Genomic DNA, 20,504 nt, shown 5'->3' on the forward strand with positions numbered 1-20,504 from the left:
GGGGCCCGGACCCGCCGCCGCGTGGGCCGGCTCGGCCGTGGCGGGGGTCTCGAGCGGGTCGGGGACCGGTGGGCGGGCGGCGAACGGGCGGCTGCCGAAGGGCGGCCCCGCGCCGCCGCCGAGCCGGAAGGGGTCCGCCTCCTCGCCGGCCCGGCGCGGCCCCTTTGCGGGGGGTCGGCTTGCCTCGAGGGCGAAGGGGGCCGTCCCCCTGCCGATGCGTGCCCGGCCGCCGACAGGCCGGCTGGGGGGAAAGCGTCGCATGGGAACCCGGGGTGCAGCGGGACGGCATCCGGTGATCGGTTCAAGGATCCGGTCGCTGGCGCATGCGAATGGCCGCTCCGCCGAGAAACCCCGGAGGACGGCGCGTAGATCCCTCAGGTGTCGCGCAGGTGGTTGTGGATGTCGGTGGCCGCGATGGCGGCCTGTCCCCAGGCAACCGAGACCTGGTTCAGGCTGCTCGCCACGTCTCCGGCCGCCCACAGGCCCGGCACGCTCGTTCTCTGGTGCCCGTCGACGACGACCGCCCCGCATGCGGGCTCCAGTTCGGCGCCGAGCCCCGCCGCGAGACCGGAGCGTGCCCGCGAACCGAGCGCCGCGTAGAGCGTGTCGAACGCCAGCCCGGGACCGCCCGCAGTGAGCACGGCCATCCGTCCGGCGTCGTCGCGCGCGAGCGCCGCGATCCCCTCCTCGACGATCCGGATGCCGTGGTTCCGCAGGCTCGCGCGATCGCCCGGCGACAGGCACCGCGCGCCGCCGGTCAGGAGGAGGGTGACCCGCTCGCTGTAGGTCCGCAGGAAGACCGCCTCCGCGGCGGCGCCCGGCCCGTCGCCCAGGACGGCGATGTCCGCGTCGATCGCCTCGTACGCGTCGCAGACCGGGCAGAGCCGGACCGATCCTTGCGAGATCGCCCCTGCGAGTTCCGGCATTTCCGGCTCGTTGTCCTGGATGCCCGTGGCGAGGAGGACCGTTGTGGCCCGCACGGTGGCCCGTTCCCCGTTCCGGCCCGCCAACGGGCACGTGAAGGCCCCGCCTTCCGCGACGAGGGCCCGCACGTCGGCGGTCCTGGGAACGATGTCGAAGGCGGCGGCCTGCTCGACGTGCCTCCGGAGGATGTCGGGCCCGGAGATGCCGTCCGCGAAGCCGGGGACGTTGTGGCTCACCGGGATCCGGGACGCCCTGCTCGTCCCGGTGTCGGCGACGACGACGGCGCGCCGGAAGCGCGCGAGGTAGACGGCAGCCGTCAACCCGGCGGGGCCGGCTCCGACGATCAGGCAGTCACAGGTTCTGTCTTCCAAGGGACCCGGCGTCCGACTGGTTGGCACCCCGTCTCAAGTGTCGGCCGTCACCTTCGGTTCGATCCCCGTCGCGTAGCCGTCTCGTCGTGTCGCATGCCGCCGAAGGGGGAATGCCGAACGCCGGGGGAAGCATTCCCCCGTTCCTCGATGGCAAGGTGGGCGCCGGACGCTCGGAGGGTTCGTCTGTCGCCCTGCGCGAGGGGACCGGGCCGGCGATGCCGGCCCGGCCGCTCCGGATCAGCGGTTGCCGTAGCCCGAACCCGGCACCAGCGAGCGCTTGCCGAGGGGCGTCCCCGCCATCTCGCCGTGGCTCGTGCCCTGGAGGACCGACAGCCCGGCCTGGGTGTCGGAGGCCTTCGTTTCCATTCGCGAACCCGGCACCAGACCGACCGTGCCGCTGACGGACGAGGCCGCCGGGAAGCCGTACGAGGACGCCGAGTGCGTCATGTTCGTCGCCGTCTGCGTGGCGCCCGCGTGGGCGTCGGTGGCCGTGTCGTGCAGGGCCTGCGCCTCGGCCTGCCCGAGGAAGGTGTCGGACCCGGGGACCAGCGACTGGGCCGAGGCGGCGGTGGTGGCGAGGGAGAGCGAGAGGGCGGCGGTGAGGATGAGGGTCTTCATGTCATGTTCCTTCGATGCCGGGCACGTGGCCGCCGGCGTGTTGGTGGTGGGGAGGTTTTCGGGCATGCGTTCCCGGTCCCCGGCCGGGCGGCTCGGGGGTGTTCCGGCTGAACGGATCTGGTTGGACGGCGGCGGACCGCGTCGCGCCGTTCAGGCCCGCGGGGGGCGCCGCGGCACGGGCTGGACGTACCCCTCGGGGATCGGCGTCGCAGCCGCGACGAGGGGCGAGGCGTGCCATTCGATCGGCTCGGACGTCTCGGGGAGCTTCGGAACGATGCTCGGGCAAGCGATGCCGCAGTGCGCGGACGGCTCGCCTCCCGGCGGCGCGCCGGGATCGGGGCTGCCCGCGACCGACTGGGCAAGCCCGTCGCGCGGCCGGGCCTCGGCGGCGGGGGCGTGTCCCCGTTCGAGGAGTCCGCCCGCCGCCGTCGCGATGGCGAGCAGGCAGGCGAGCACGATGCCGAACAGACTCATGGGCGCCTCCTTTCCTCGGGCATCCGCGATCGGGTGCCGGGAGCGTCCGCGCGGCGCGCGGCGCCCCCGGCCTTCATGGTCCCGGGGCGTGGGCCGACGCTACTTGACGTCGGTCACGGTCAGCTTGCCGCGGACCTTCTCGGCCACGAACTCGACCGATTTCCCAACGGACAGCTTCTTCAGGGTGGCCTCGTCGGGAACCGCGAAGACCATCGTCATCGCGGGCATCTCAAGGTCCTTCAGCTCCCCGTGCTTGATCGTGACCTTCTTGGCCTTCTCGTCGACCTTGGTGACCTCGCCCTTCGCGTACTCGGCAGCGAAGGCCGGGACGGCGGTCGCGCACGCGAGGAGGGCGGCGAGGGCGAGCTTGGCGTGTGTCTTCATCGTCTGTCTCCTGTCTTTCCGTTGGTTCGGGCGGTTCACTTCATGACCACGAGGGGGCCATGCATCCCGGCCTCGTAGTGGCCGGGGATCAGGCAGGCGAACTCGAAGTTGCCGGCCTTGGAGAAGGTCCAGACGATCTCGCCCCTGGCGCCCGGCTCTAGGCGGATCGCGTTCGGATCGTCGTGCTCCATCTCCGGGAACTTCTGCATCAGGGCCTTGTGCTCGGCGTTCTTGGCGGGATCGTCCATGACGAACTCGTGGGCGCTCTGGCCCGAGTTCGTGAACTGGAGGCGCACCGTCTCGCCCTGCCGGACCTGGATCTTGGCGGGCTGGAACAGCATCTTGCCGTCCGGCGTCTCCTTCATGACGACTTTCAGGACGCGCGCGCTGGCGCCTTTCTCGGCGGCCTTGCCGACGGCGAGCTCGTCGTGCCCGCCGGCATGGTTGCCCGAGGCCGACGCCGGCGCGGACGCGAAGCCGACGAGAGCGGCCGCGGCCGCCGCGAAGGCCATGTGCGAGAACTTCATGGTGTTCGTTCCTTTGGTGGGGTTGGAGGTTTCGCGGCCGCGGTCAGTGGCCGGAATGGTCCGCCGGGGCGGCTGCGGCGGTCTTGCCCCCGGGGCGGAGGGCGCTGCCCTCCTGGCTGCCGGCGGGGGCGGACGGGGCGTCGGGAAGCGATCCCGTCCACTCGTAGGCGACGGTGCCGGGCGGGTGCGCGTAGTCGCCGGGATCCTCGTAGGATCCCTTCTCGATGCCCTCGCGCACCTTCACGACCGTGAACATGCCGCCCATCTCGAGCGACCCGAACTGGCCCCATCCCGTCATCATCGGGATGGTGTTGTCGGGCAGCGGCATCGACATCTCGGCCATGTCCGCCATGCCCTTCGTGCCCATCGGCATGTAGTCGGGCTGCACCTGGCGGATCTTCCGGGCGACCTTGGTCTTGTCGACGCCGATGAAGGTCGGGATCTCGTGCCCCATGGCGTTCATCGTGTGGTGCGACTTGTGGCAGTGGAGCGCCCAGTCGCCCTCGTGGACCGCGTCGAACTCGTAGGCGCGCATCGCCCCGACGGGGATGTCGATCGTCACCTCGGGCCATCGCGCCTCTGGCCGCACCCAGCCCCCGTCCGTGCACGTCACCTCGAAGTCGTAGCCGTGCATGTGGATCGGGTGGTTCGTCATGGTGAGGTTGCCGACGCGCACCCGCACGCGGTCGTCCTTGCGCACCACCAGCGGCGCGACGTCGGGAAAGACCCGGCTGTTGATGGCCCACAGGTTGAAGTCGGTCATCTCCATGACCCGCGGGATGTAGGTGCCGGGGTCGATGTCGTAGGCCGACAGCAGGAACACGAAGTCCCGGTCGACGGGCATGAAGGTCGGATCCTTCGGGTGGATCACGAAGAAGCCCATCATGCCCATGGCCATCTGGACCATCTCGTCGGCGTGAGGGTGGTACATGAACGTCCCGCTTTTCTTCGCCTCGAACTCGTAGACGAAGGTCTTGCCGGAAGGGATCGGGGGCTGGGTCAGCCCCGCGACGCCGTCCATGCCGCAGGGCAGGATCATGCCGTGCCAGTGGACGCTGGTGTGCTCGGGCAGCTTGTTGGACACGAAGATCCGGACGCGGTCGCCCTCCACGCACTCGATCGTCGGACCCGGCGACTGGCCGTTGTAGCCCCAGAGGTAGGCGGTCATGCCCTCGCCCATCTCGCGCTCGACGGGTTCCGCCACGAGGTGGAACTCCTTCACGCCGTTGTTCATGCGGAAGGGCAGCGACCAGCCGTTCAGGGTCACGACCGGATTGTAGTGCGGTCCCTCCGAGGGGATGGGCGGGACCTGCGTCGCCGCGCTGTCCATGACCGGGGCCTCCGGAAGTCCCATCGCCGAGGTGCGCGACCAGGTCGCGGCCCCCACGAGCGCCGCCCCGGCGCCGATGAACTGTCGTCTCGAAACCATCTCAATCCCTCCGATCAGTCGTCGTCGCCGGCCGCGGCCGTCTCGACCTCTGCTGCTTCGCCGCCGTCCGTTTCGCCGCCGCCGTGGACGGCGCTCGTGAGCCCCTCGTCGGCAAGCCAGAAGTTCTTCCTGGCCTCGACCGCGGCGACGTTCGCCTCGATGCGCTCGCGCGTGTCGGTGATGAGCTCGAAGGTGGAGGTGATCATCCCGTTGTAGGTGAGCACCGCCTCCTTCTCGAGCGTCGTGCGCAGGGGCAGCACGCTGTTCTGGTAGTGCCGGGCGATGTCGAAGCCCGAGCGGTAGGCCTGGTACGCGGACCGTGCCTCGGAGCGGACGTTGACGCCGCGCTCGGCCAGTAGGTTGGCGGCGCGCAGGTACTCGAACTCGGCCTTGCGCAGGCGCGCCTGCCCGCTGTCGAAGATCGGGATCGTGATCCCGGCCTCGACGGCGGGGGCGAAGGTCGTCTTGCGCTCCTTGTGACCGTCCTCCGACTCCTCCACCTCCTCCTCGGCCTCGATGCCGGCGCCGAGCTCGAGATCGGACACGAACCTCGTCGCCTGAGTCAGCCCGTAGGACTTCGCGAGCGCCTCGAGGCGCAGCTTCGCCAACTGGATGTCGACGCGGTTGCGCAGTGCCTCGACCTCGATGCCATCGCGCTTGGCAGCCGCCCTTGGCAGCCGCGGCAGCGCGTTCGGCACCTCGAACCCGATGTCCCGCCCGTAGAGGCCCATGACGCGGACGAGGCGCTCCTTGGCGAGGCGGGCCTCGAGGCGCGCGGACGCCGTGCGTCCGGCGAGTTCCGCGTAGAACACCTGCTCGCGTGCCTGGTCGGCCTTGGTCATCGCGCCCGTGCCGCCGAGGCCGGCAGCGAGTTCGGCAGCCGCGTCGGCCGCGACCTTGGCCCGGTTCAGGAGCGCGACGTTCTCCCAGGCGGCGACCGCCTCGATCCAAGCCCTGCGGGTCTGCGAGGCGACCTCGAGCGTGCGCAGGACGGCCTCGAGCTGGACGGCGTGGACCTGCCGCGTCGCGACGTCGAGGCGCCTCTCGCGGGTGATCAGCGCCATGATGTTCGAGACGACGAGGCCCTCCACGGTCCTCGTGAAGTCGACGGTCCCGTAGCTGAGGCCCAACCGGATGTTCGCCGGCGGCAGCGTCTCCTGCCAGAGGTCGGCGACCGCCACGCCGATGTCGGCGTAAGAGGCTTGGAGGCCCTTGTTGTTCAGGAGCGCGACCTGCACGGCCGCGTCGGCCCCGACGGTCTTGGTGGCCAGCAGCGAGCGCACCTTGGCGTCGACGGCGGCGGCCTGCTGGCGGTCCTGGACCCAGGCCGTTTCCTTGCCGGTCGCCTGGCCCGAGCGCAGGGCGACCGTCTCGAACCCGTCCTGCCGCAGGAACGCGTCGCCCGAAGCCAGGCACCCGCCGAGGAACAGGGGAGCGAGGATGACGGAGGCCTTGAGGACGATCGGGCTCACTGGGAAGCCTCCGGTCCCACCGGGGCCATCTCGACGCCCGTCCCGCGCCAGTTGCCCGGCTCCCTCGGCATGCGGTGGGTGTAGGAGCCGACGACGGAGCCGTAGCGGACCGGAGCGGCGCCGACGGAAGCGTCGGCATGGGGGGTGGACGCACCGAGATCGGACAAGCCGAGGGGGCCCGTGGCGGTGCAGCCTGCCGTCAGCAGGGCTGCCGCGCACAAGAATGCGAAGCGGAACATGGAGGTGACCTATCGTCGGCATGACCGTCCGGCCGTGGCCTGTCGCCACGGGACGCGGGTCATGCGCGAGCCGAAACATGCGTCCGTGGTGCCGCAAGGGCGGGGGACGCAGCACGACGCCTCCGTGCACCATTCGGGCGAATGGACGCGCGGAAGCCGGGCACCGCCATGCGGTGCCCGTCAGGTCAGGTTCTGGGAGGTCTGTCGGCCGTGTCGACGTGGCGGCCCGCGAAGGCCGCATGGAAGGACCGGGCGGTCGCCGACCGGACGACGGCCGCGTGACCGACGTCGGCACCCACCGGCACGAACACGGACGGGCAGTGGCTGGCGCACTTCAGGTCGGACGGTCCGGCGTGGTCGCCAGCCTTGGACGAGTCGTCCTTGCGGTCGCCGTGCGAGTGGCCGGCCGCCGCGTGTTCCACGGTTGCCGACGCATCGACGACGACGCCCTGCGACGTCCGGGTGTCGTGCGCCGGGATGGAGGGCATGCTCGCGTGGGCCATCTGCGACAGGACGACCGACAGGCAGAGAAGGACCGCAGCAAGCAGCCTCCTCGTCACTCCCGTCGTGTCGATCCCGTTCAGCATGCTCGATCCATATCGTGGTTTCGGGGTGGCGTCCACTCGGGACGAACGCGGTCTCCAGCCTCGCTTCAGCGACCGGGATCTCTTGAGGACCCCGCGACTTGGAGAAACGAATCCTCTGCCGTCAGGCGGCCAATTCGCTGGCGTATCCGGCTTCGCCGATGGCCGACCTGATCGCGTCCGGCGCGACCGTCGTCTCCACCGTCACGAGTTTGGCGCCCAGGTCGACGCGCACGTCGGCGGAGGGATCGACCGCCTTGACCGCCTTCGTGACGGATGTGGCGCAATGCCCGCAAGTCATGTCCCGGACGTTCAGCTTCAGCATGGCGGTCTCCTTTCGGGCGAAGATGGGGCTTTCCATCGTTGGAAGGTCAAGGGCCCGGTTCACCGGATGCCCCCGACCTTTGTCAGTGCCCTCGTGGGGCGGCGGCGAGGCGGGGGAACGGGTTCCGCAGCCGCCCCGTCCGCGAGGCTGCCGATGATCGGACAGTCCGGCCGGCCGTCGCCGTGGCAGTTGCGGGCGAGGTGGCGGAGCGTGCCCGCCATCTCCTCCAGCTCGCGCATGCGGGCCTCGAGCATTTCGACCTGCTCCAAGGCGATGCGCTTCACGTCGGCGCTCGCCCGCCCGCGGTCGCGCCACAGGGCCAGCAGGTGCCCGATCCTCTCCATCGAGAAGTTCAGGTCGCGCGCCCGGCGGATGAAGCGCAGCGTCGACACGTCGGCCGCGGAGTACACGCGGTAACCGGACTCGGCGCGTTCGGCCGCCGGGATGAGCCCGGCCGCCTCGTAGTGGCGGATCATCTTGGCGCTGACGCCCGAGGCCTTGGCGGCTTCACCGATGTTCATGGGTCACCTCGCGGGTTGAAGGGTGGACGGTCGGCCCGGCCCCGCAGCCGGGGAGGAGAACCGCCGCAGGCGCAACGCGTTGCCGAGCACGAAGACGCTGGACAGCGCCATGGCGCCCGCGGCAAGGGCCGGCGACAGCAGCGTGCCGCCGAACGGGTAGAGAGCGCCGGCCGCGACGGGGACGAGGACGACGTTGTAGGCGAAGGCCCAGAACAGGTTCTGCCGGATGTTCCGGATCGTCGCCCTCGACACGGCGACGGCCGTGACGACGGCGTTTAGGTCGCCGGACATCAGGACCACGTCCGCACTCTCGATCGCGACGTCGGTGCCCGTGCCGACCGCGAGGCCGACGTCCGCCGCGGCCAGCGCCGGGGCATCGTTGATGCCGTCGCCGACGAAGGCGACCTTGCCCGACAGGCCGAGGCTCCGGACGGCCGCGACCTTGCCATCCGGCAGGACCTCGGCGAACACCTTGTCGATGCCGAGACGGGCGGCGACGGCCTTTGCGGTCCGCTCGTTGTCGCCCGTCACCATCGCGACGCGCAAGCCCAGGTCATGGAGGGCCCCGATCGCGGCTGCGCTCGTCGCCTTCACGGGATCCGAGACGACGACCAGCGCCGCGAGGCGTCCGTCGACGGCGGCGTAGAGGGGCGACTTGCCCTCGACGGCCAACCGCTCCGCCTCCAGGGCGAAGACGGACGGGTCGAGGCCTAGGCGCGCCATGAGGCGGTCCGCCCCGACGGCGACGGCGCGCCCGCCGACGATGGCCTCGACGCCGAACCCGGGGAGCGCCTCGAAGCGGTCGACGGGCGAGACGGGCAGGCTCTCCGCCTTCGCCGCCGCGACGATGGCGGCGGCGATCGGATGCTCGGACTTCGCCTCGACGGAGGCGACGAGACCCAGCACGTCGCGGCGGTCGAAACCTTCCGCGAGCACGAGGTCCGTCAGTTCGGGCCGCCCTTCCGTCAGCGTCCCCGTCTTGTCCAGGGCCACCACGTCGACGTCCCGCAGGGACTGCAACGCCTCGCCGCGCCGGAAGAGGACGCCAAGCTCCGCGGCGCGCCCCGTTCCCACCATGACCGAGGTCGGGGTCGCGAGACCCATGGCGCAGGGACAGGCGATGATGAGGACGGCGACGGCGTTGGCGAGGGCGAAGCCGAGCGCCGGGTCGGGTCCGAACACGATCCAGACGAGGAACGTCAGCGCGGCGGCGGCCATCACCGCGGGGACGAACCAGCGCGTCACGCGGTCGACGAGCGCCTGGATCGGCAGCTTGCCGCCCTGCGCCTCCTCGACCATGCGGATGATCTGCGCCAGCACCGTGTCCCCGCCGACGCGGTCGGCGCTGTAGGTGAAGCTGCCGTTCTTGTTGATCGTGCCCCCGACGACGGTCGCGCCGCCCTCCTTGGCGACGGGAACGGGCTCGCCCGTGATCATGGACTCGTCGACGAAGGACGAGCCGGAGAGGACCGTCCCGTCGACCGGGATCCGCTCCCCGGGGCGCACCTCGACGGTGTCGCCCACCGCAACCTCTTCGAGCGGCACCTCGGCGAAGTTCCCGCCGCGGGCGACCCTCGCCGTCTTGGCGCGCAGGCCGACGAGGCGCTTGATGGCCTCGCCCGTCCGGCCCTTGGCCCGCGCCTCGAGGAGGCGGCCGAGAAGGATCAGCGTGACGATGACGGCGGCAGCCTCGAAGTAGACGTTCGCCGTGCCGGCGGGCAGCGCGCCAGGCAACAAGGTGGCGACCACGGAGTAGCCCCAGGCCGCGAGAGTGCCGACGGCAACGAGCGAGTTCATGTCCGGGGCAAGGCGCGCCAGCGCCGGCAGCCCCTTGCGCAGGAAGCGGGAGCCGGGACCGAACAACACGAGCGAGGCGAGGACGAACTGGAGGACGCGGCTCTCCCACATCCCGATCCGGTCCATGACGACGTCGTGGAAGGCGGGGACGAGGTGCGAGCCCATCTCGAGCACGAAGAGCGGCGCGGTGAGGACTGCGGCGGCGAGGAGGTCGCGCAGCAGGCGCGCGTACTCCGCCTCCTTGGCGGCCCGGCGCGGATCCTCGGCGTCCGCAGCACCGGGCAGCGTGAGGGCGCGCGGCTCGTATCCGGCATCGCGCACGGCGGCCTCGACCGACCGCATGTCGACGGAAGGGAAGACGCGGACGCTGGCGCGCTCCGTCGCGAGGTTCACGGCGACCGACGACACGCCGGGGACGGCGGCGATCGCCCGCTCGACCCGCCCCACGCATGAGGCGCAGGTCATCCCCTCGATGCCGAGTTCGCGCGTCTCCTGCCGGACCCCGTAGCCCGCCTCCTCGACGGCTTGCCGGACCGCGGCGCCGTCGACGGGACCCGCGAAGGCCACGTCGGCGCGCTCGGCGGCGAGGTTCACGGATGCGGAGGAGACGCCGGGCACCGCCGCGATGGCGCGCTCGACGCGGCCGACGCACGAGGCGCAGCTCATGCCCTCGATGTCGAGGCGGAGGACCCTGGCGGCGCCCTCGACCCTCGCCGACGGAAGGATCTGGTTCATCGGCTTCGTTCCCGAAATCAGTGACTTGCCGCAAGATGGGGCTTCCCATCATGGGAAGGTCAATGGGCGCGAGGTGAAGCTTCGCATGCGCCCGTCCCGTGACCCGCGGCTCGGTTCGCGCTGGGGCGAACGGACAAGTGAACGGGGCGTCGGCCGACCTGCCCCCGGCGGGCTTGCGAAGCGGACCCCACCGCGGGCAGGGTGTACCGGACATCCCACGGAGTTCCGACATGCTGCCGACGAAGCCGCTCCTCGCCGCCATCGCCCTTCTCACGCTGGCCGCCCCCGCGGTCGCCGAACACGCCCCGAACCACATGCACGTCTACAAGTCGCCCGACTGCGGCTGCTGCGGGGCGTGGGTCGAGATCGCCCGCAAGCACGGGTTCCAGGTGACGGTCGAGGACCGCGACGACATGGCGGGGCTGAAGCGCCTTCTCGGCGTCTCCGAACCCGTCGAGTCCTGCCACACGGCGAAGGTCGGCGGTTACGTCGTGGAGGGCCACGTGCCGATGGAGGCCGTCGACAGGCTCCTTTCGGAGAAGCCCAGGGTTGCGGGGATCGCGGCACCGGGCATGCCCATGGGATCGCCCGGCATGGGAGACGACCCGAAGGCCGAGTTCGACGTCCTTTCGTTCGGAGACGCGTCGGCGAGCCCGAAGGTCTTCTACCGGGCCGGGAGGGAGTGAAAGCCACGGCAACCCTGCCAGGAGGCAGGGGTATCGCAAGGGGACCCATAGACTTTCCGTCTACGGACCTGGTGGATGGAACTCCGTAGCCAGCCGTCGGTTCTCGACGGATCGGCAACCGGAAATCCCCATGCTCGCCGCATGCCTGCGTAGTCTCGTCGTCATCCTGTCCCTGGTCGCGGTCGCCGCGTTTGCCGGGCATGGGACGGCGATGGCCGGCATGAGCGTCCACGATCACCTGGTTGCCCATTCCCCCTCGACCCAGTCCGCGCACGCCCATGGCGAGGCGCACAAGACGGACGGCGGCATGTCTACCATGTCCTGCTGCGGGAAGTCCTGCACCAGCATCCTGCCGTTCCCAGCACCGTCGGGCGTATCGCGCGACGCCCACCCGGCGAAGCCCGACCCGGTCCTCCACGTGGAGGAGGAGGGCATCCTTCCGCCGGGCCTGAAGCGTCCGCCCAAGTTGGCCTGACGCTACCCGCCGGCCTGAGGCCGGCGGCACGGTCGGGGCAGAAGCCGCCTGCATCGGCGCGCCCGCCTGCCACTACCCATCCGAACACAACCTGCGACGGACGAGGGCTAACGACCCGTCGTCGCGTCATCCCTGTTCCACAAGGAGAAGGCGACATGAACCACATGTCCCCCGAGATGCAGTCCTGCATCGACGAATGCCTACGCTGCTACCAGACCTGCCTATCCATGGCGATGAACCACTGCCTCGAGATGGGCGGGAAGCACGTCGAGAAGGGCCACTTCACCCTGATGTCCGCCTGCGCCGAGGCGTGCCGCACGTCCGCGCACCTCATGCTCATCGGCTCCGAGCACCACAAGCTGACCTGCCGCGCCTGCGCGGAGATCTGCGAGGCCTGCGCTGCCGACTGCGAGCGCGTCGGCGGCATGCAGGAGTGCGTCGAGGCTTGCCGCAAGTGCGCCGAAAGCTGCCGCAAGATGGCGGCCTGACGCCGTCGGACGCGCATTCCGCGGCTTCCCGCCGCGTCACCACCAAAATCAACGAACGGTCCCGAGGGACCTATCCACAAGGAATGAGACCATGCGCAAGATCACGATCCTGTCCGCCGCCCTCCTCGCCGCCGCCGTCTCCCACGCCTCGGCGCAGGACCAGCACGGCAAGGCGATGTCCTCCGAGCAGGTGACCCTCCCGGCTGCCTGCGAGGCCGCCGCCGGGTCCATGGACATGTCGTCCATGATGGGCGGCATGCAGAACGCGATGTCCGGCGGTCAGATGAACGACGTCCAGAAGGGCAACATGGACGCGATGATGAAGATGCACGGCCCCATGATGAAGGCCGCGATGATCAAGGACCCGGACCTCGCCTTCAACTGCGGGATGATCGCCCATCACCAGGGCGCCATCGCCATGTCCGAGGTCGAGCTCAAGCTCGGCAAGGACGAGAAGTCCAAGGAGATGGCGCAGATGATCATCGACGCGCAGCGGAAGGAGATCGAGGAGATGACGGCCCGCGTCGAGGCGCTCGCCAAGTAAGCGACGGACCCGTGCCCCGGGGGCGGCCGCCTCCGGGGCATCCCGACACCCCGACGAACGGGAGCAGGACCCATGGGCTACGGACGCTTCGCCGCGATGATCGCGACCTCGACGGTCGTGATGTTCGGCTTGATGTACCTGAACACCTACGCGCTCGACCACGTCTTCTACAGCCAGACGCGGACGTGGATGGCCGTGGTGATGGGCGCCGCCATGGCGCTGATCATGATCGGCTTCATGTGGAGGATGTACCCCAGGAAGGGCGCCAACGCAGCCATCGTCGCGGCGGCAGTCGTCGTATTCGCCGGGGCTCTCTGGCTCGTGCGCAGCCAGGAGACCGTACACGACGTCGCCTACATGAAGGCGATGATCCCCCACCACTCCATCGCGATCATGACGAGCGAGCGGGCGCACATCCGCGACCCGCGGGTCCGCGAGCTCGCCGACGGCATCGTGGAGGCGCAGGTCCGCGAGATCGGGGAGATGGAGCGCCTCATCGCCGACCTAGAAGCCAACCCGCCCGCCGACGGCGCTCCGGACCTGCCGCCGCGCGTGCCAGAGGCCGCCATCGCGGCAGGCAACTGACCGGGGAAAGGAAACGGACATGTCCACGACGATCGCAGGCGGGGGCATGGCCCCCTCGAGCGCGGTGAAGGCCAAGCGGGCGACCATCTACCGAATGGTCATGCCCAAGCACATCTGCCCCTGGGGCCTGCGCGCCGTCGACCTCTTGAAACGCGAGGGCTTCGAGGTCGACGACCGCTGGCTGAGGACCCGCGAGGAGACCGACGCGTTCAAGGCAGAGCATGGGGTTTCGACGACGCCACAGACGTTCGTCGACGGGAAGCGCGTCGGCGGGTACGACGACCTCCGGCGCTTCCTCGGCAAGTCCGTCACGGACCCGAAGGCGGTCACGTACAAGCCCGTCGTCGCCATCTTCGCCATGGCCGCCTTGATGGCGGCCGCCGTGACCTGGGTCGTCTCGGGCACCTTCCTGACCGCACGGACGGTCGAGTGGTTCATCTCGATCGCGATGTGCCTCTTGGCGGTGCAGAAGCTGCGGGACGTCGAGGGCTTCGCCACGATGTTCCTCAGCTACGACCTCCTGGCCCAGCGCTGGGTCCGCTACGCCTACCTCTACCCCTTCGGCGAGGCGCTGGCGGGCGTGCTGATGCTCGCGGGCGCCGCAATGTGGCTTTCCGTCCCCGTCGCCCTGTTCATCGGCACGGTCGGCGCCGTCTCGGTGTTCAAGGCGGTCTACATCGACAAGCGCGAGCTGAAGTGCGCGTGCGTCGGCGGGGATTCCAACGTGCCGCTCGGCTTCGTGAGCCTGACCGAGAACCTCATGATGGTAGGGATGGCCCTCTGGATGGCGGCCCGCATGCTCTAGCGCGAGCCGCGGCCAGGTCGTCGCCGGCTACCGGGTCCGCGGTGTCGCCTCCGTGCCGGCGACGGACGCCTGGCCGTCGGAGACCGGAAGGCGCCAAGTCCCGGGACCCGTGGGAACACGTCCCGGCAGCCCGGTCACGCACCGACCCCGTCGTCGGGAACGGGCACCGCGGCAAGCCAGTACCCGCCGTCCAGGTGGACGAACTCCTCGGAGCGCCACAGGACCCTCCCCACCGCGCGGGCAGGGTCGGTCGCCTTGACCTCGACTCCCCTTCCGCGCAGGGCCTCGAGCAACTCGGCTCGGTTCATCGGTCGCCCCGTTTCCTCCAGCACCCTGCGCGCACCCTCGCGAATCAGCGCGGATGTCGTGGCGGGCCGCGTCGGGTCGGCATCGGCCGCAGTCTCCCCGCCGGCCTGGCGATCGCCCGGCAAGCCCGAAGCACCTCGCTTGGGCACCTCGACAACCCGCATGAGCGAGCCCTGGAATTCCCTCAGGACGGCAAGGTGGGCCTGAAGCCTCGCCAAGTCGTCGAGGCACGCGTCGATCTCCGCCTGGACACCTTGCAGGGCCGCGTCGCGCCAATCGCGACCTTCGGGCAACGCCCCTTCACCGGATTTGTCCAACACGTTCCCTCGCACCCAAAAGCTCGGCCACGGTACATCGACGCCTCCCCGATGTCATGAGGGCGAACGCGGCCGGGCGCTGGGCACTACCGATCGGGTGCAACCCCCGAGGGAAAGCGAGCTGCCGCCTCGCGCCGCCCACGTCGCCGGCGGAAACATGACCCTTGCCTCTTGAAATCGACGCCCAGCCTGGTACCTGGTGGAAAACCTTACGTGAGGGAACATGACCTTCGCCTTCCAGCTTCCAGGACCTCCGCGAGGCCCCACCCTGACCGACGCCGAATGGAACGGCGACACCGCCGTGGCGCCCCGCGGTCGCCACTTCCTCATCCTCATGCAGGATGTCCGCGACATCCCGGGCTACCGGATCCCCGTGCTCCACATCGGGGAACCAAACGAGGAGGGCGGCATCGACTTCGCGCCCTTCGAGCCGTTGCTCCGGCTGTTTCGCGAGGAACCGCTCTCGTCGATCACGTCGAAGCGGCACATCGCGAGGGCGGTGCGCCTCTTCATCGAGTACGTCGACCATCGCTGGCCCCGGCTCGCCGAGATCGCAAGCTCGCTGCGCAGGACCGACGTGCGGCGCATCTTCCGGGAGTTCTGCGTACACCTCAGGACGGGGACGGTGGACGGTACGGGCCCGCAGACGGGTACGGCGGCCCTGGGGTGGCAGCCGACCTCGCAGGGGGCGGCGCGCAACCTGATCAACGGGTTCGGCACCTTCCTCAAGTACGTTGCCGAAGTGACGGAGCCCCATCGGGACATGCCGAGCGAACTCGGCTTGCCGATGGGAGACGATCGCCTGCGCAACGCCCATGCCAGGGCATTCGGGATGATGGCCCATTTGAGGCCTTCCGTGCCGCGGAAGGCCGTGGCGATGGGCCGGGGGATCGTCGGCAGCGACCCCCATGGCGCCTTTCGAGGCTCCACGAAACGGTTCGCGTTGCCGCACTTGGTGAACTTTCTGACCGAGGGTTCGCCCGAACAAGTCGTCACCGCGAGGTCCGACGTGGACCCGACGGGAGCCCTCCAGCGGTTGATCCTGGGCGGCGGGGGGATACGGGAGAGCGAGTCGCGCCAGATGTGGATCGGCGACGTCACGCTGGTGGGCGGCGGCCAGGTGAAGGGTTTCCTCCGCCATCCGTCGTTCTTCGTCCAGGACATGGGGAACGGCCCCCAGACGCGCGAGCAGATCCTGCTGGAACGGTACGGGCTTGCCGTCCGCCGGTCGGGCATGTCGAGGTTCGCCGCAGGTTGGAAATCGCCGCTGATGGAGGACCGATACAGCGCGGAGATCTACTGGGCTCCCTACCCGGGCTTCCGGGAATACCTGGCGTCGGCGCTGTACCACTACGTCATGGTGGTGCGCCCCGAGGCGATGCTCCAGCGCAAGGCGCTCGGCTTCGGGGACCACCCATACCTCCTGGTGTGCACGTCGCCGACGATGGTCGACGGGCGCATGGAGGTCGGCCAGCCCTACACCGCGGCGGCGGCGCGGTCCTCGTGGGAGTCCGCGATCCGGCGGCTGGGCCGCCGGATCGGCGAGGACCTCAAGGTCGAGAAGGATGCGGGAACCTCGATCCACTCGCTCCGCCACCGGTATGGCCGCACGCTGCACGAGGCCGGATTCGACGAGGCCACGATCAAGAGGCTCATGCACCACCGCAGCATCCGGAGCTCCCGCGTCTACACGATGGCCGAACCCGGCGAGATGCACGCGCTGCTCGAGGCTGCCGAGGAACGGCTCGCCGCCGGGGGCACGGGGCTGGTTGGGCCGGCCTTCCCGACCCTGGGCGACGTCATCGACGCGACCTTCGACCCGACGGGCCTGTACCGGAAGTGATCCGGCGCCCTCCGGCCTGCCCCATCCCCGAGAGGCGATCCGCGACCATGGCGAACCTGAAGACGAACTACCTCCCCGACGATTTCTTCTCGGTCCCGGACGGGGAAAGGGAAATCCTGTCGAGCCACATCGCGCATGTCGCGAAGGTCGACCCATCCACCCGCAGAAAATACTCGAGGTCTCCCGACAGGTACGGGACGGAGATCCTGTCCCACGAACGGTCCACGGGCAAGATCCTGCAAGCCGTGCGCGACGGTCGATGCCTCCTGTCGCCGCTCCGTTTCACCCTCAGGTACGGCGCGCCCACCAAGGACACGGTCGAGCAGATCCTGAGGGAATCCGAACTCGGCCCGGCGGCGGTCGAGGAATTGTATGCGGCCGGCCTCATCTCGAACCGCGGGTTGACGCCCGATGCGATCCCCCCGTTCGAGGCTCGCGTGAGGTCGCTGCTGGCGAGCCTCTGCGTATCGACCCGGGGTGCCAAGACCCTTGCGGACGTCGGCCCCGAGAACCTGAAAGACTGGATCGGGGTGTTCAGGACCGCGGACGGGAAGCGGTGGCGGGACGACCTGTGGGACAGGAGCCGGATCCATTACGACTCCTGCCTGAGGCACATCTGCCGCGCCCTGGAGGTGATCTTCCCCGGCGCGGGGTTCAGGCAGATCTCGGGCAACCTCAGGTACGGGACGACGGCGGCACTGATCGACGAGACACTGGGCGCCTCGCCTCCGTTCGCCGCCGAGTGGATCGGGTTGTTCGACGAATGGCGCGAGGCGACCCCGACCGTCGACGTCCGGTACCGGATGTTCTTGACGGCTTTCATCCTTTGGCTATCGACCCTAAGGGACACGGAGGAGGTGGACGACCCGGCCCGCTTCATGACCCGGCCCCACAACGAACGGCCGTTCTTCGAGTTCGCGAAGCGGATGAAGGGAGACGAGGAGGACGAGAACGTATTCGGCGAGGGCCTCCTCACCGTTGTCAGGACGGCGGTGCGGTTCTCCGAGTTCGTCGAGGCCCGCGTCTCGGAGGGGACGCGGGCGCCGGTCTTCCCGATCGCGACCAAGCGCGACGTGAGGAAGATCGAAACCGCACTCAAGCGGCAGGGAAAGCTCGGCACGCAGCGTCACACGGCGTCGCTGCCGCTCCCGAAGGACCTTCGCGAGATAGCCAAGACAATCCTGGAAGAGGGGGAAAACGGCTGGCCGGGCAGCCTCAAGATGTGTCGCCCGAAGATCGACGGCAAGAACGTATACTGCCCAGTGTATCCCACGTTGTACCTGATGATGTTCACCATGCCGCTCCGCGTCGCCCAGATCAAGCGGCTGGACAGCGGCGAAGGCGACGAGCAGGTGTTCGACTGCGAAACGGGGTCGTGGGCCAGGAACACCGGGCCGCTCGCCGGGTATTGGAGGAGGCAGGGGAAGAAGGACACGGAGCGCGGCTATGCGAGAAGGTTCGAAGGCTTCGACGTGACGGGCATCTTCGTGAACACGAACAAGACAGGAAGCCCGTATACGCTGCCGTGGCAGAGCATGTATGTCCACCGACTGCTTCGTGATCTTCGCGCGTGGCAGGATCGAAACATCCCGATCGGCGCGCCGCTGTCCCCGCGCGAGTACCTCAGGGAGGGGGACGCGATCACGGAGTCCGCGTTGGAGCCGTATCCGGACATATTCCCCTTGTTCAGGTTGCCCGCGATCAAGGACGGGGCGGCGACGCACTTCCGGGTCCCGACGGAACGGGACACCTACCAGTTCTGGCAATGGTTGATGCTCGAGACCGAAAGACGGTTCAACCTGGCCAATCCCGGCAAGCCGATATCCCTGTTCGAGGAGAAGGAAAGCGGAACCTCACAGCCGTCGGGCGCGAAGTTCAAGCCCCATGGCGTGAGGTCGGACGGGGTCACGCGATTGATCAAGGCGGGCGTTCCGCTTCAGTTCATCAGCAAGTATGTCGTGGGACATGCTGGCCTGCCGATGACGATACATTACGACAACACGTCGCCTGCCGACCTGCACGAGATGCTCGAGGCGGCCGAACTCGACAACCAAAAGGCCGAGGCGAGGCGGATCGTGGTCGAGGCCAAGGCTGGTTCGGTACCCGCGATGACGTCGTTCGTGGCGGCCGGCCCCTTGCCCGCCTCCACCATGCTTTCCCGGTTCGACCCACTCGCCCGCCTGCTGTTCACGGACATGGACTACGGGATGTGCCCCTGGCAGCAAACCCGATGCCACGACGGAGGGCCGCAGGTACGGAAGTCCAGTTCCGGCGGAAAGGACAACAGCGCTTACGCGCCGGTGGAGGGCGGCCCGCGCAATTGCCTCATGTGCAGGCATTTCGTCACCGGGCCAGCATGGCAGGTGCCGCTGTGGATCAAAGGCACCACGCTGTTGCGGAGGCTGTATTCCGAAACCGAACGGCACAAGGAGATCAAGCAACAGATCGATGCCCTGGAGCGCGAAGCGGTCGGAGCCACGCCGACGCAGCTCTATCGCTTGAGGATCGACATCACGCGTCTCGAGCAGGCGCGCGAGGAGATCGGCGACGGCCTCGAACTGCTGGCGAAGGCACTGGCGAACCTGTACCGCCTGCTCGAGCAGATTGCCCGGGTGCAGGAAGGCGGCCCGGAGGGCGGCGCGGACGACACGGCCATCGTGACGCAACCGAACTCGTCGCATGTCGAATGGGTCGAGATCTCGGAATTCGAACAGGTGGCATTCATACAGAGGATGGGTCGAATCTACCCTTCCCTGTACGACCCCGAGAGCGAGGCTGCCTCGATGCGCTTCGCCGACGAGATCTGTTTCCACAGCGACTGCGCTCCGATCAGCATGGCGCCCCTCACCAAGTCGGAAAAGTCGAAAGCCTTGGAGCGGTTCAACGCCCTCCTGCTTCAGCGCATGGAGCGTGAGGAGTTGCTCGCCCTCCAGGATGGCGCCATGCGCCTGACGGAAATGCCGGAGATCGACGAGTTGCGCTCGGCGATGGCCCGGATCGGGGCGCCGCTCGAGAGAAGGGCTTCGCCCCTGCTGGAACACGGGGCCGTCGTCTCGAAGCGACTGTCGGCAGATGGCTAGTTCGGGCGGGGCCGCCGTTCGCCTGGGCAAGGCCGTCATCGAGGAGGCGCGAACCAAGTGTCGCAAGTTGATGGAAGAACGGTCGATCGCCGAAACGGGACGAAAGGGCACCACGATCACGCGGATCGTCGAGGTCGGGGAGCGATGCCTGACCCTGCGCCCGCCGCAAAGGCCGTCGGTGCCAACCTTGGTCGAGATGGGGCGGTTGACTTACGGGGACGCGTTTCCCGCCGGGCAGACGATCTACAATCACTACGCGGCTTGGGCCAACGTCTGGATGTCGGCCTACGATGACCTTGTCTCGGTCCAGGCCCCGAAGACCGGGGTGGTCGAGCGGCACGAGCTCCAGGAATTCCGAACCGGCGACCGCCTGGACGTAGGCACCGTCGAAAGGCTCAACCTCATGAACCGTCGCATACGTGACCAAGCGGCGGAGATCCGGGCGCTCCGGTCGTTCATAACAAGCAAGATCCCGGCACCCGACACCGACCCCAAGACGCCGGGGACGGCGCTGCTGGCGCAGCCGGACCTCGATCTCGACGCACTCCGGCAGTGGCTTGCGGCCGTGGACGACGGCAGCCTTCGGTTCGCGGTCGACGACCTCGGGGTGAGCGTCACGCGCGGGGCCGGCGCGACGCCGAGGGTGATGCCGATCCGCGTGCTGGCAGTCCTCAGGAAGGTTGCGGCCGGCAGGTGACGCCGGCCGTTTGGTGTCCGCGGCGGGATTCGAACCCACGACCCCAGGATTCATACCACTTCGGCTTTCGCCGCCGCCTCACGGCGTTCGTGGTCTGGACTGTCCCTTCACCCTAGGCCGAAGCCCGTAGGTGCTGCCCTACCAGTCTCTACACCTTCCGGACTTCTCCGGCTTGGCTCGGGATCGGCACCTCGCGAGAGCGAGAAGCGTTCCCCGACTTTGAGCAGATCCGACGCGCACTTTCGTTGCGCGCCGCCCAATTTGCACCAGGAATCCTG

General features: G+C 69.1%; 22 protein-coding genes. 9 read left to right on the forward strand and 13 right to left on the reverse strand.

What is annotated here, in order from left to right:
• Positions 1-374 precede the first annotated feature (374 nt).
• The 12 genes from O5O54_RS07690 to O5O54_RS07745 all read right to left on the reverse strand — a co-directional run bounded on the left by O5O54_RS07690 (position 375) and on the right by O5O54_RS07745 (position 10,400).
• Positions 375-1,295 carry an NAD(P)/FAD-dependent oxidoreductase gene (locus tag O5O54_RS07690; RefSeq protein ID WP_279480342.1) on the reverse strand — a complete coding sequence of 307 codons (921 nt, stop codon included), beginning with the start codon at positions 1,293-1,295 and terminating at the stop codon, positions 375-377.
• Between the two features lie 237 nt (positions 1,296-1,532).
• Positions 1,533-1,913, reverse strand: coding sequence for a hypothetical protein (locus O5O54_RS07695; protein WP_279480343.1), 381 nt, complete (start codon positions 1,911-1,913; stop codon positions 1,533-1,535).
• A gap of 150 nt (positions 1,914-2,063) precedes the next feature.
• Complete coding sequence (locus O5O54_RS07700; RefSeq protein ID WP_279480345.1) at positions 2,064-2,387, reverse strand: hypothetical protein; 324 nt, start codon at positions 2,385-2,387, stop codon at positions 2,064-2,066.
• A 99-nt stretch (positions 2,388-2,486) separates the two neighbouring features.
• Positions 2,487-2,771: a copper-binding protein gene (locus tag O5O54_RS07705; protein WP_279480348.1), complete on the reverse strand. Its 285-nt coding sequence runs from the start codon at positions 2,769-2,771 to the stop codon at positions 2,487-2,489.
• A gap of 35 nt (positions 2,772-2,806) precedes the next feature.
• Positions 2,807-3,298 (reverse strand): cupredoxin family protein, encoded by a 492-nt coding sequence (locus O5O54_RS07710; protein WP_279480350.1) that lies wholly within the window; start codon positions 3,296-3,298, stop codon positions 2,807-2,809.
• A 43-nt stretch (positions 3,299-3,341) separates the two neighbouring features.
• Complete coding sequence (locus tag O5O54_RS07715) at positions 3,342-4,727, reverse strand: copper oxidase (RefSeq protein WP_279480352.1); 1,386 nt, start codon at positions 4,725-4,727, stop codon at positions 3,342-3,344.
• 14 nt (positions 4,728-4,741) lie between these two features.
• Positions 4,742-6,199: a TolC family protein gene (locus O5O54_RS07720; protein ID WP_279480354.1), complete on the reverse strand. Its 1,458-nt coding sequence runs from the start codon at positions 6,197-6,199 to the stop codon at positions 4,742-4,744.
• A complete protein-coding gene (locus O5O54_RS07725) occupies positions 6,196-6,438 on the reverse strand; it encodes a hypothetical protein (RefSeq protein WP_279480356.1) in 243 nt (80 codons plus the stop codon). The genes O5O54_RS07720 and O5O54_RS07725 overlap by 4 nt, the downstream gene beginning before the upstream one ends.
• Positions 6,439-6,623: 185 nt before the next feature.
• On the reverse strand, positions 6,624-7,025 hold the full coding sequence (locus O5O54_RS07730; RefSeq protein ID WP_279480358.1) for a hypothetical protein: 402 nt from the start codon (positions 7,023-7,025) through the stop codon (positions 6,624-6,626).
• A gap of 121 nt (positions 7,026-7,146) precedes the next feature.
• Positions 7,147-7,347 (reverse strand): heavy-metal-associated domain-containing protein, encoded by a 201-nt coding sequence (locus O5O54_RS07735; RefSeq protein WP_279480361.1) that lies wholly within the window; start codon positions 7,345-7,347, stop codon positions 7,147-7,149.
• A 59-nt stretch (positions 7,348-7,406) separates the two neighbouring features.
• A complete protein-coding gene (gene cueR, locus O5O54_RS07740; protein ID WP_019995539.1) occupies positions 7,407-7,868 on the reverse strand; it encodes a Cu(I)-responsive transcriptional regulator in 462 nt (153 codons plus the stop codon).
• A 3-nt stretch (positions 7,869-7,871) separates the two neighbouring features.
• Positions 7,872-10,400 carry a heavy metal translocating P-type ATPase gene (locus O5O54_RS07745; RefSeq protein WP_279480366.1) on the reverse strand — a complete coding sequence of 843 codons (2,529 nt, stop codon included), beginning with the start codon at positions 10,398-10,400 and terminating at the stop codon, positions 7,872-7,874.
• A gap of 230 nt (positions 10,401-10,630) precedes the next feature.
• Here O5O54_RS07745 and O5O54_RS07750 point away from each other — a divergent pair, with 230 nt between their 5' ends.
• The 6 genes from O5O54_RS07750 (at position 10,631) to O5O54_RS07775 (ending at position 13,983) form a co-directional block, all read left to right on the forward strand.
• Positions 10,631-11,086, forward strand: coding sequence for a DUF411 domain-containing protein (locus O5O54_RS07750; RefSeq protein WP_279480368.1), 456 nt, complete (start codon positions 10,631-10,633; stop codon positions 11,084-11,086).
• Between the two features lie 130 nt (positions 11,087-11,216).
• Positions 11,217-11,561 carry a hypothetical protein gene (locus tag O5O54_RS07755; RefSeq protein WP_279480370.1) on the forward strand — a complete coding sequence of 115 codons (345 nt, stop codon included), beginning with the start codon at positions 11,217-11,219 and terminating at the stop codon, positions 11,559-11,561.
• A 155-nt stretch (positions 11,562-11,716) separates the two neighbouring features.
• The gene (locus tag O5O54_RS07760) at positions 11,717-12,049 is read left to right on the forward strand and encodes a four-helix bundle copper-binding protein (RefSeq protein ID WP_279480372.1); all 333 of its coding nucleotides are present in this window, start codon (positions 11,717-11,719) and stop codon (positions 12,047-12,049) included.
• 91 nt (positions 12,050-12,140) lie between these two features.
• A complete protein-coding gene (locus tag O5O54_RS07765; protein ID WP_019995534.1) occupies positions 12,141-12,593 on the forward strand; it encodes a DUF305 domain-containing protein in 453 nt (150 codons plus the stop codon).
• A 72-nt stretch (positions 12,594-12,665) separates the two neighbouring features.
• Positions 12,666-13,178: a DUF305 domain-containing protein gene (locus O5O54_RS07770; protein WP_279480377.1), complete on the forward strand. Its 513-nt coding sequence runs from the start codon at positions 12,666-12,668 to the stop codon at positions 13,176-13,178.
• A 19-nt stretch (positions 13,179-13,197) separates the two neighbouring features.
• A complete protein-coding gene (locus tag O5O54_RS07775) occupies positions 13,198-13,983 on the forward strand; it encodes a glutaredoxin family protein (protein ID WP_279480380.1) in 786 nt (261 codons plus the stop codon).
• A gap of 134 nt (positions 13,984-14,117) precedes the next feature.
• Here O5O54_RS07775 and O5O54_RS07780 read toward each other — a convergent pair whose 3' ends face one another.
• Positions 14,118-14,606 (reverse strand): hypothetical protein, encoded by a 489-nt coding sequence (locus O5O54_RS07780; protein WP_279480381.1) that lies wholly within the window; start codon positions 14,604-14,606, stop codon positions 14,118-14,120.
• 223 nt (positions 14,607-14,829) lie between these two features.
• Between O5O54_RS07780 and O5O54_RS07785 the strand changes: the two genes are divergently transcribed.
• The 3 genes from O5O54_RS07785 (at position 14,830) to O5O54_RS07795 (ending at position 20,226) form a co-directional block, all read left to right on the forward strand.
• Positions 14,830-16,449: a site-specific integrase gene (locus O5O54_RS07785; protein WP_279480383.1), complete on the forward strand. Its 1,620-nt coding sequence runs from the start codon at positions 14,830-14,832 to the stop codon at positions 16,447-16,449.
• 47 nt (positions 16,450-16,496) lie between these two features.
• A complete protein-coding gene (locus tag O5O54_RS07790; protein WP_279480386.1) occupies positions 16,497-19,529 on the forward strand; it encodes a VPA1269 family protein in 3,033 nt (1,010 codons plus the stop codon).
• Positions 19,530-19,716: 187 nt separating this feature from the next.
• Entirely contained in the window at positions 19,717-20,226 is a 510-nt protein-coding gene (locus O5O54_RS07795) for a hypothetical protein (protein WP_279480387.1), read from the forward strand.
• Positions 20,227-20,504 lie beyond the last annotated feature (278 nt).

This window comes from Aureimonas sp. SK2 (assembly GCF_029813115.1).
Taxonomy (GTDB): Bacteria; Pseudomonadota; Alphaproteobacteria; order Rhizobiales; family Rhizobiaceae; genus Aureimonas.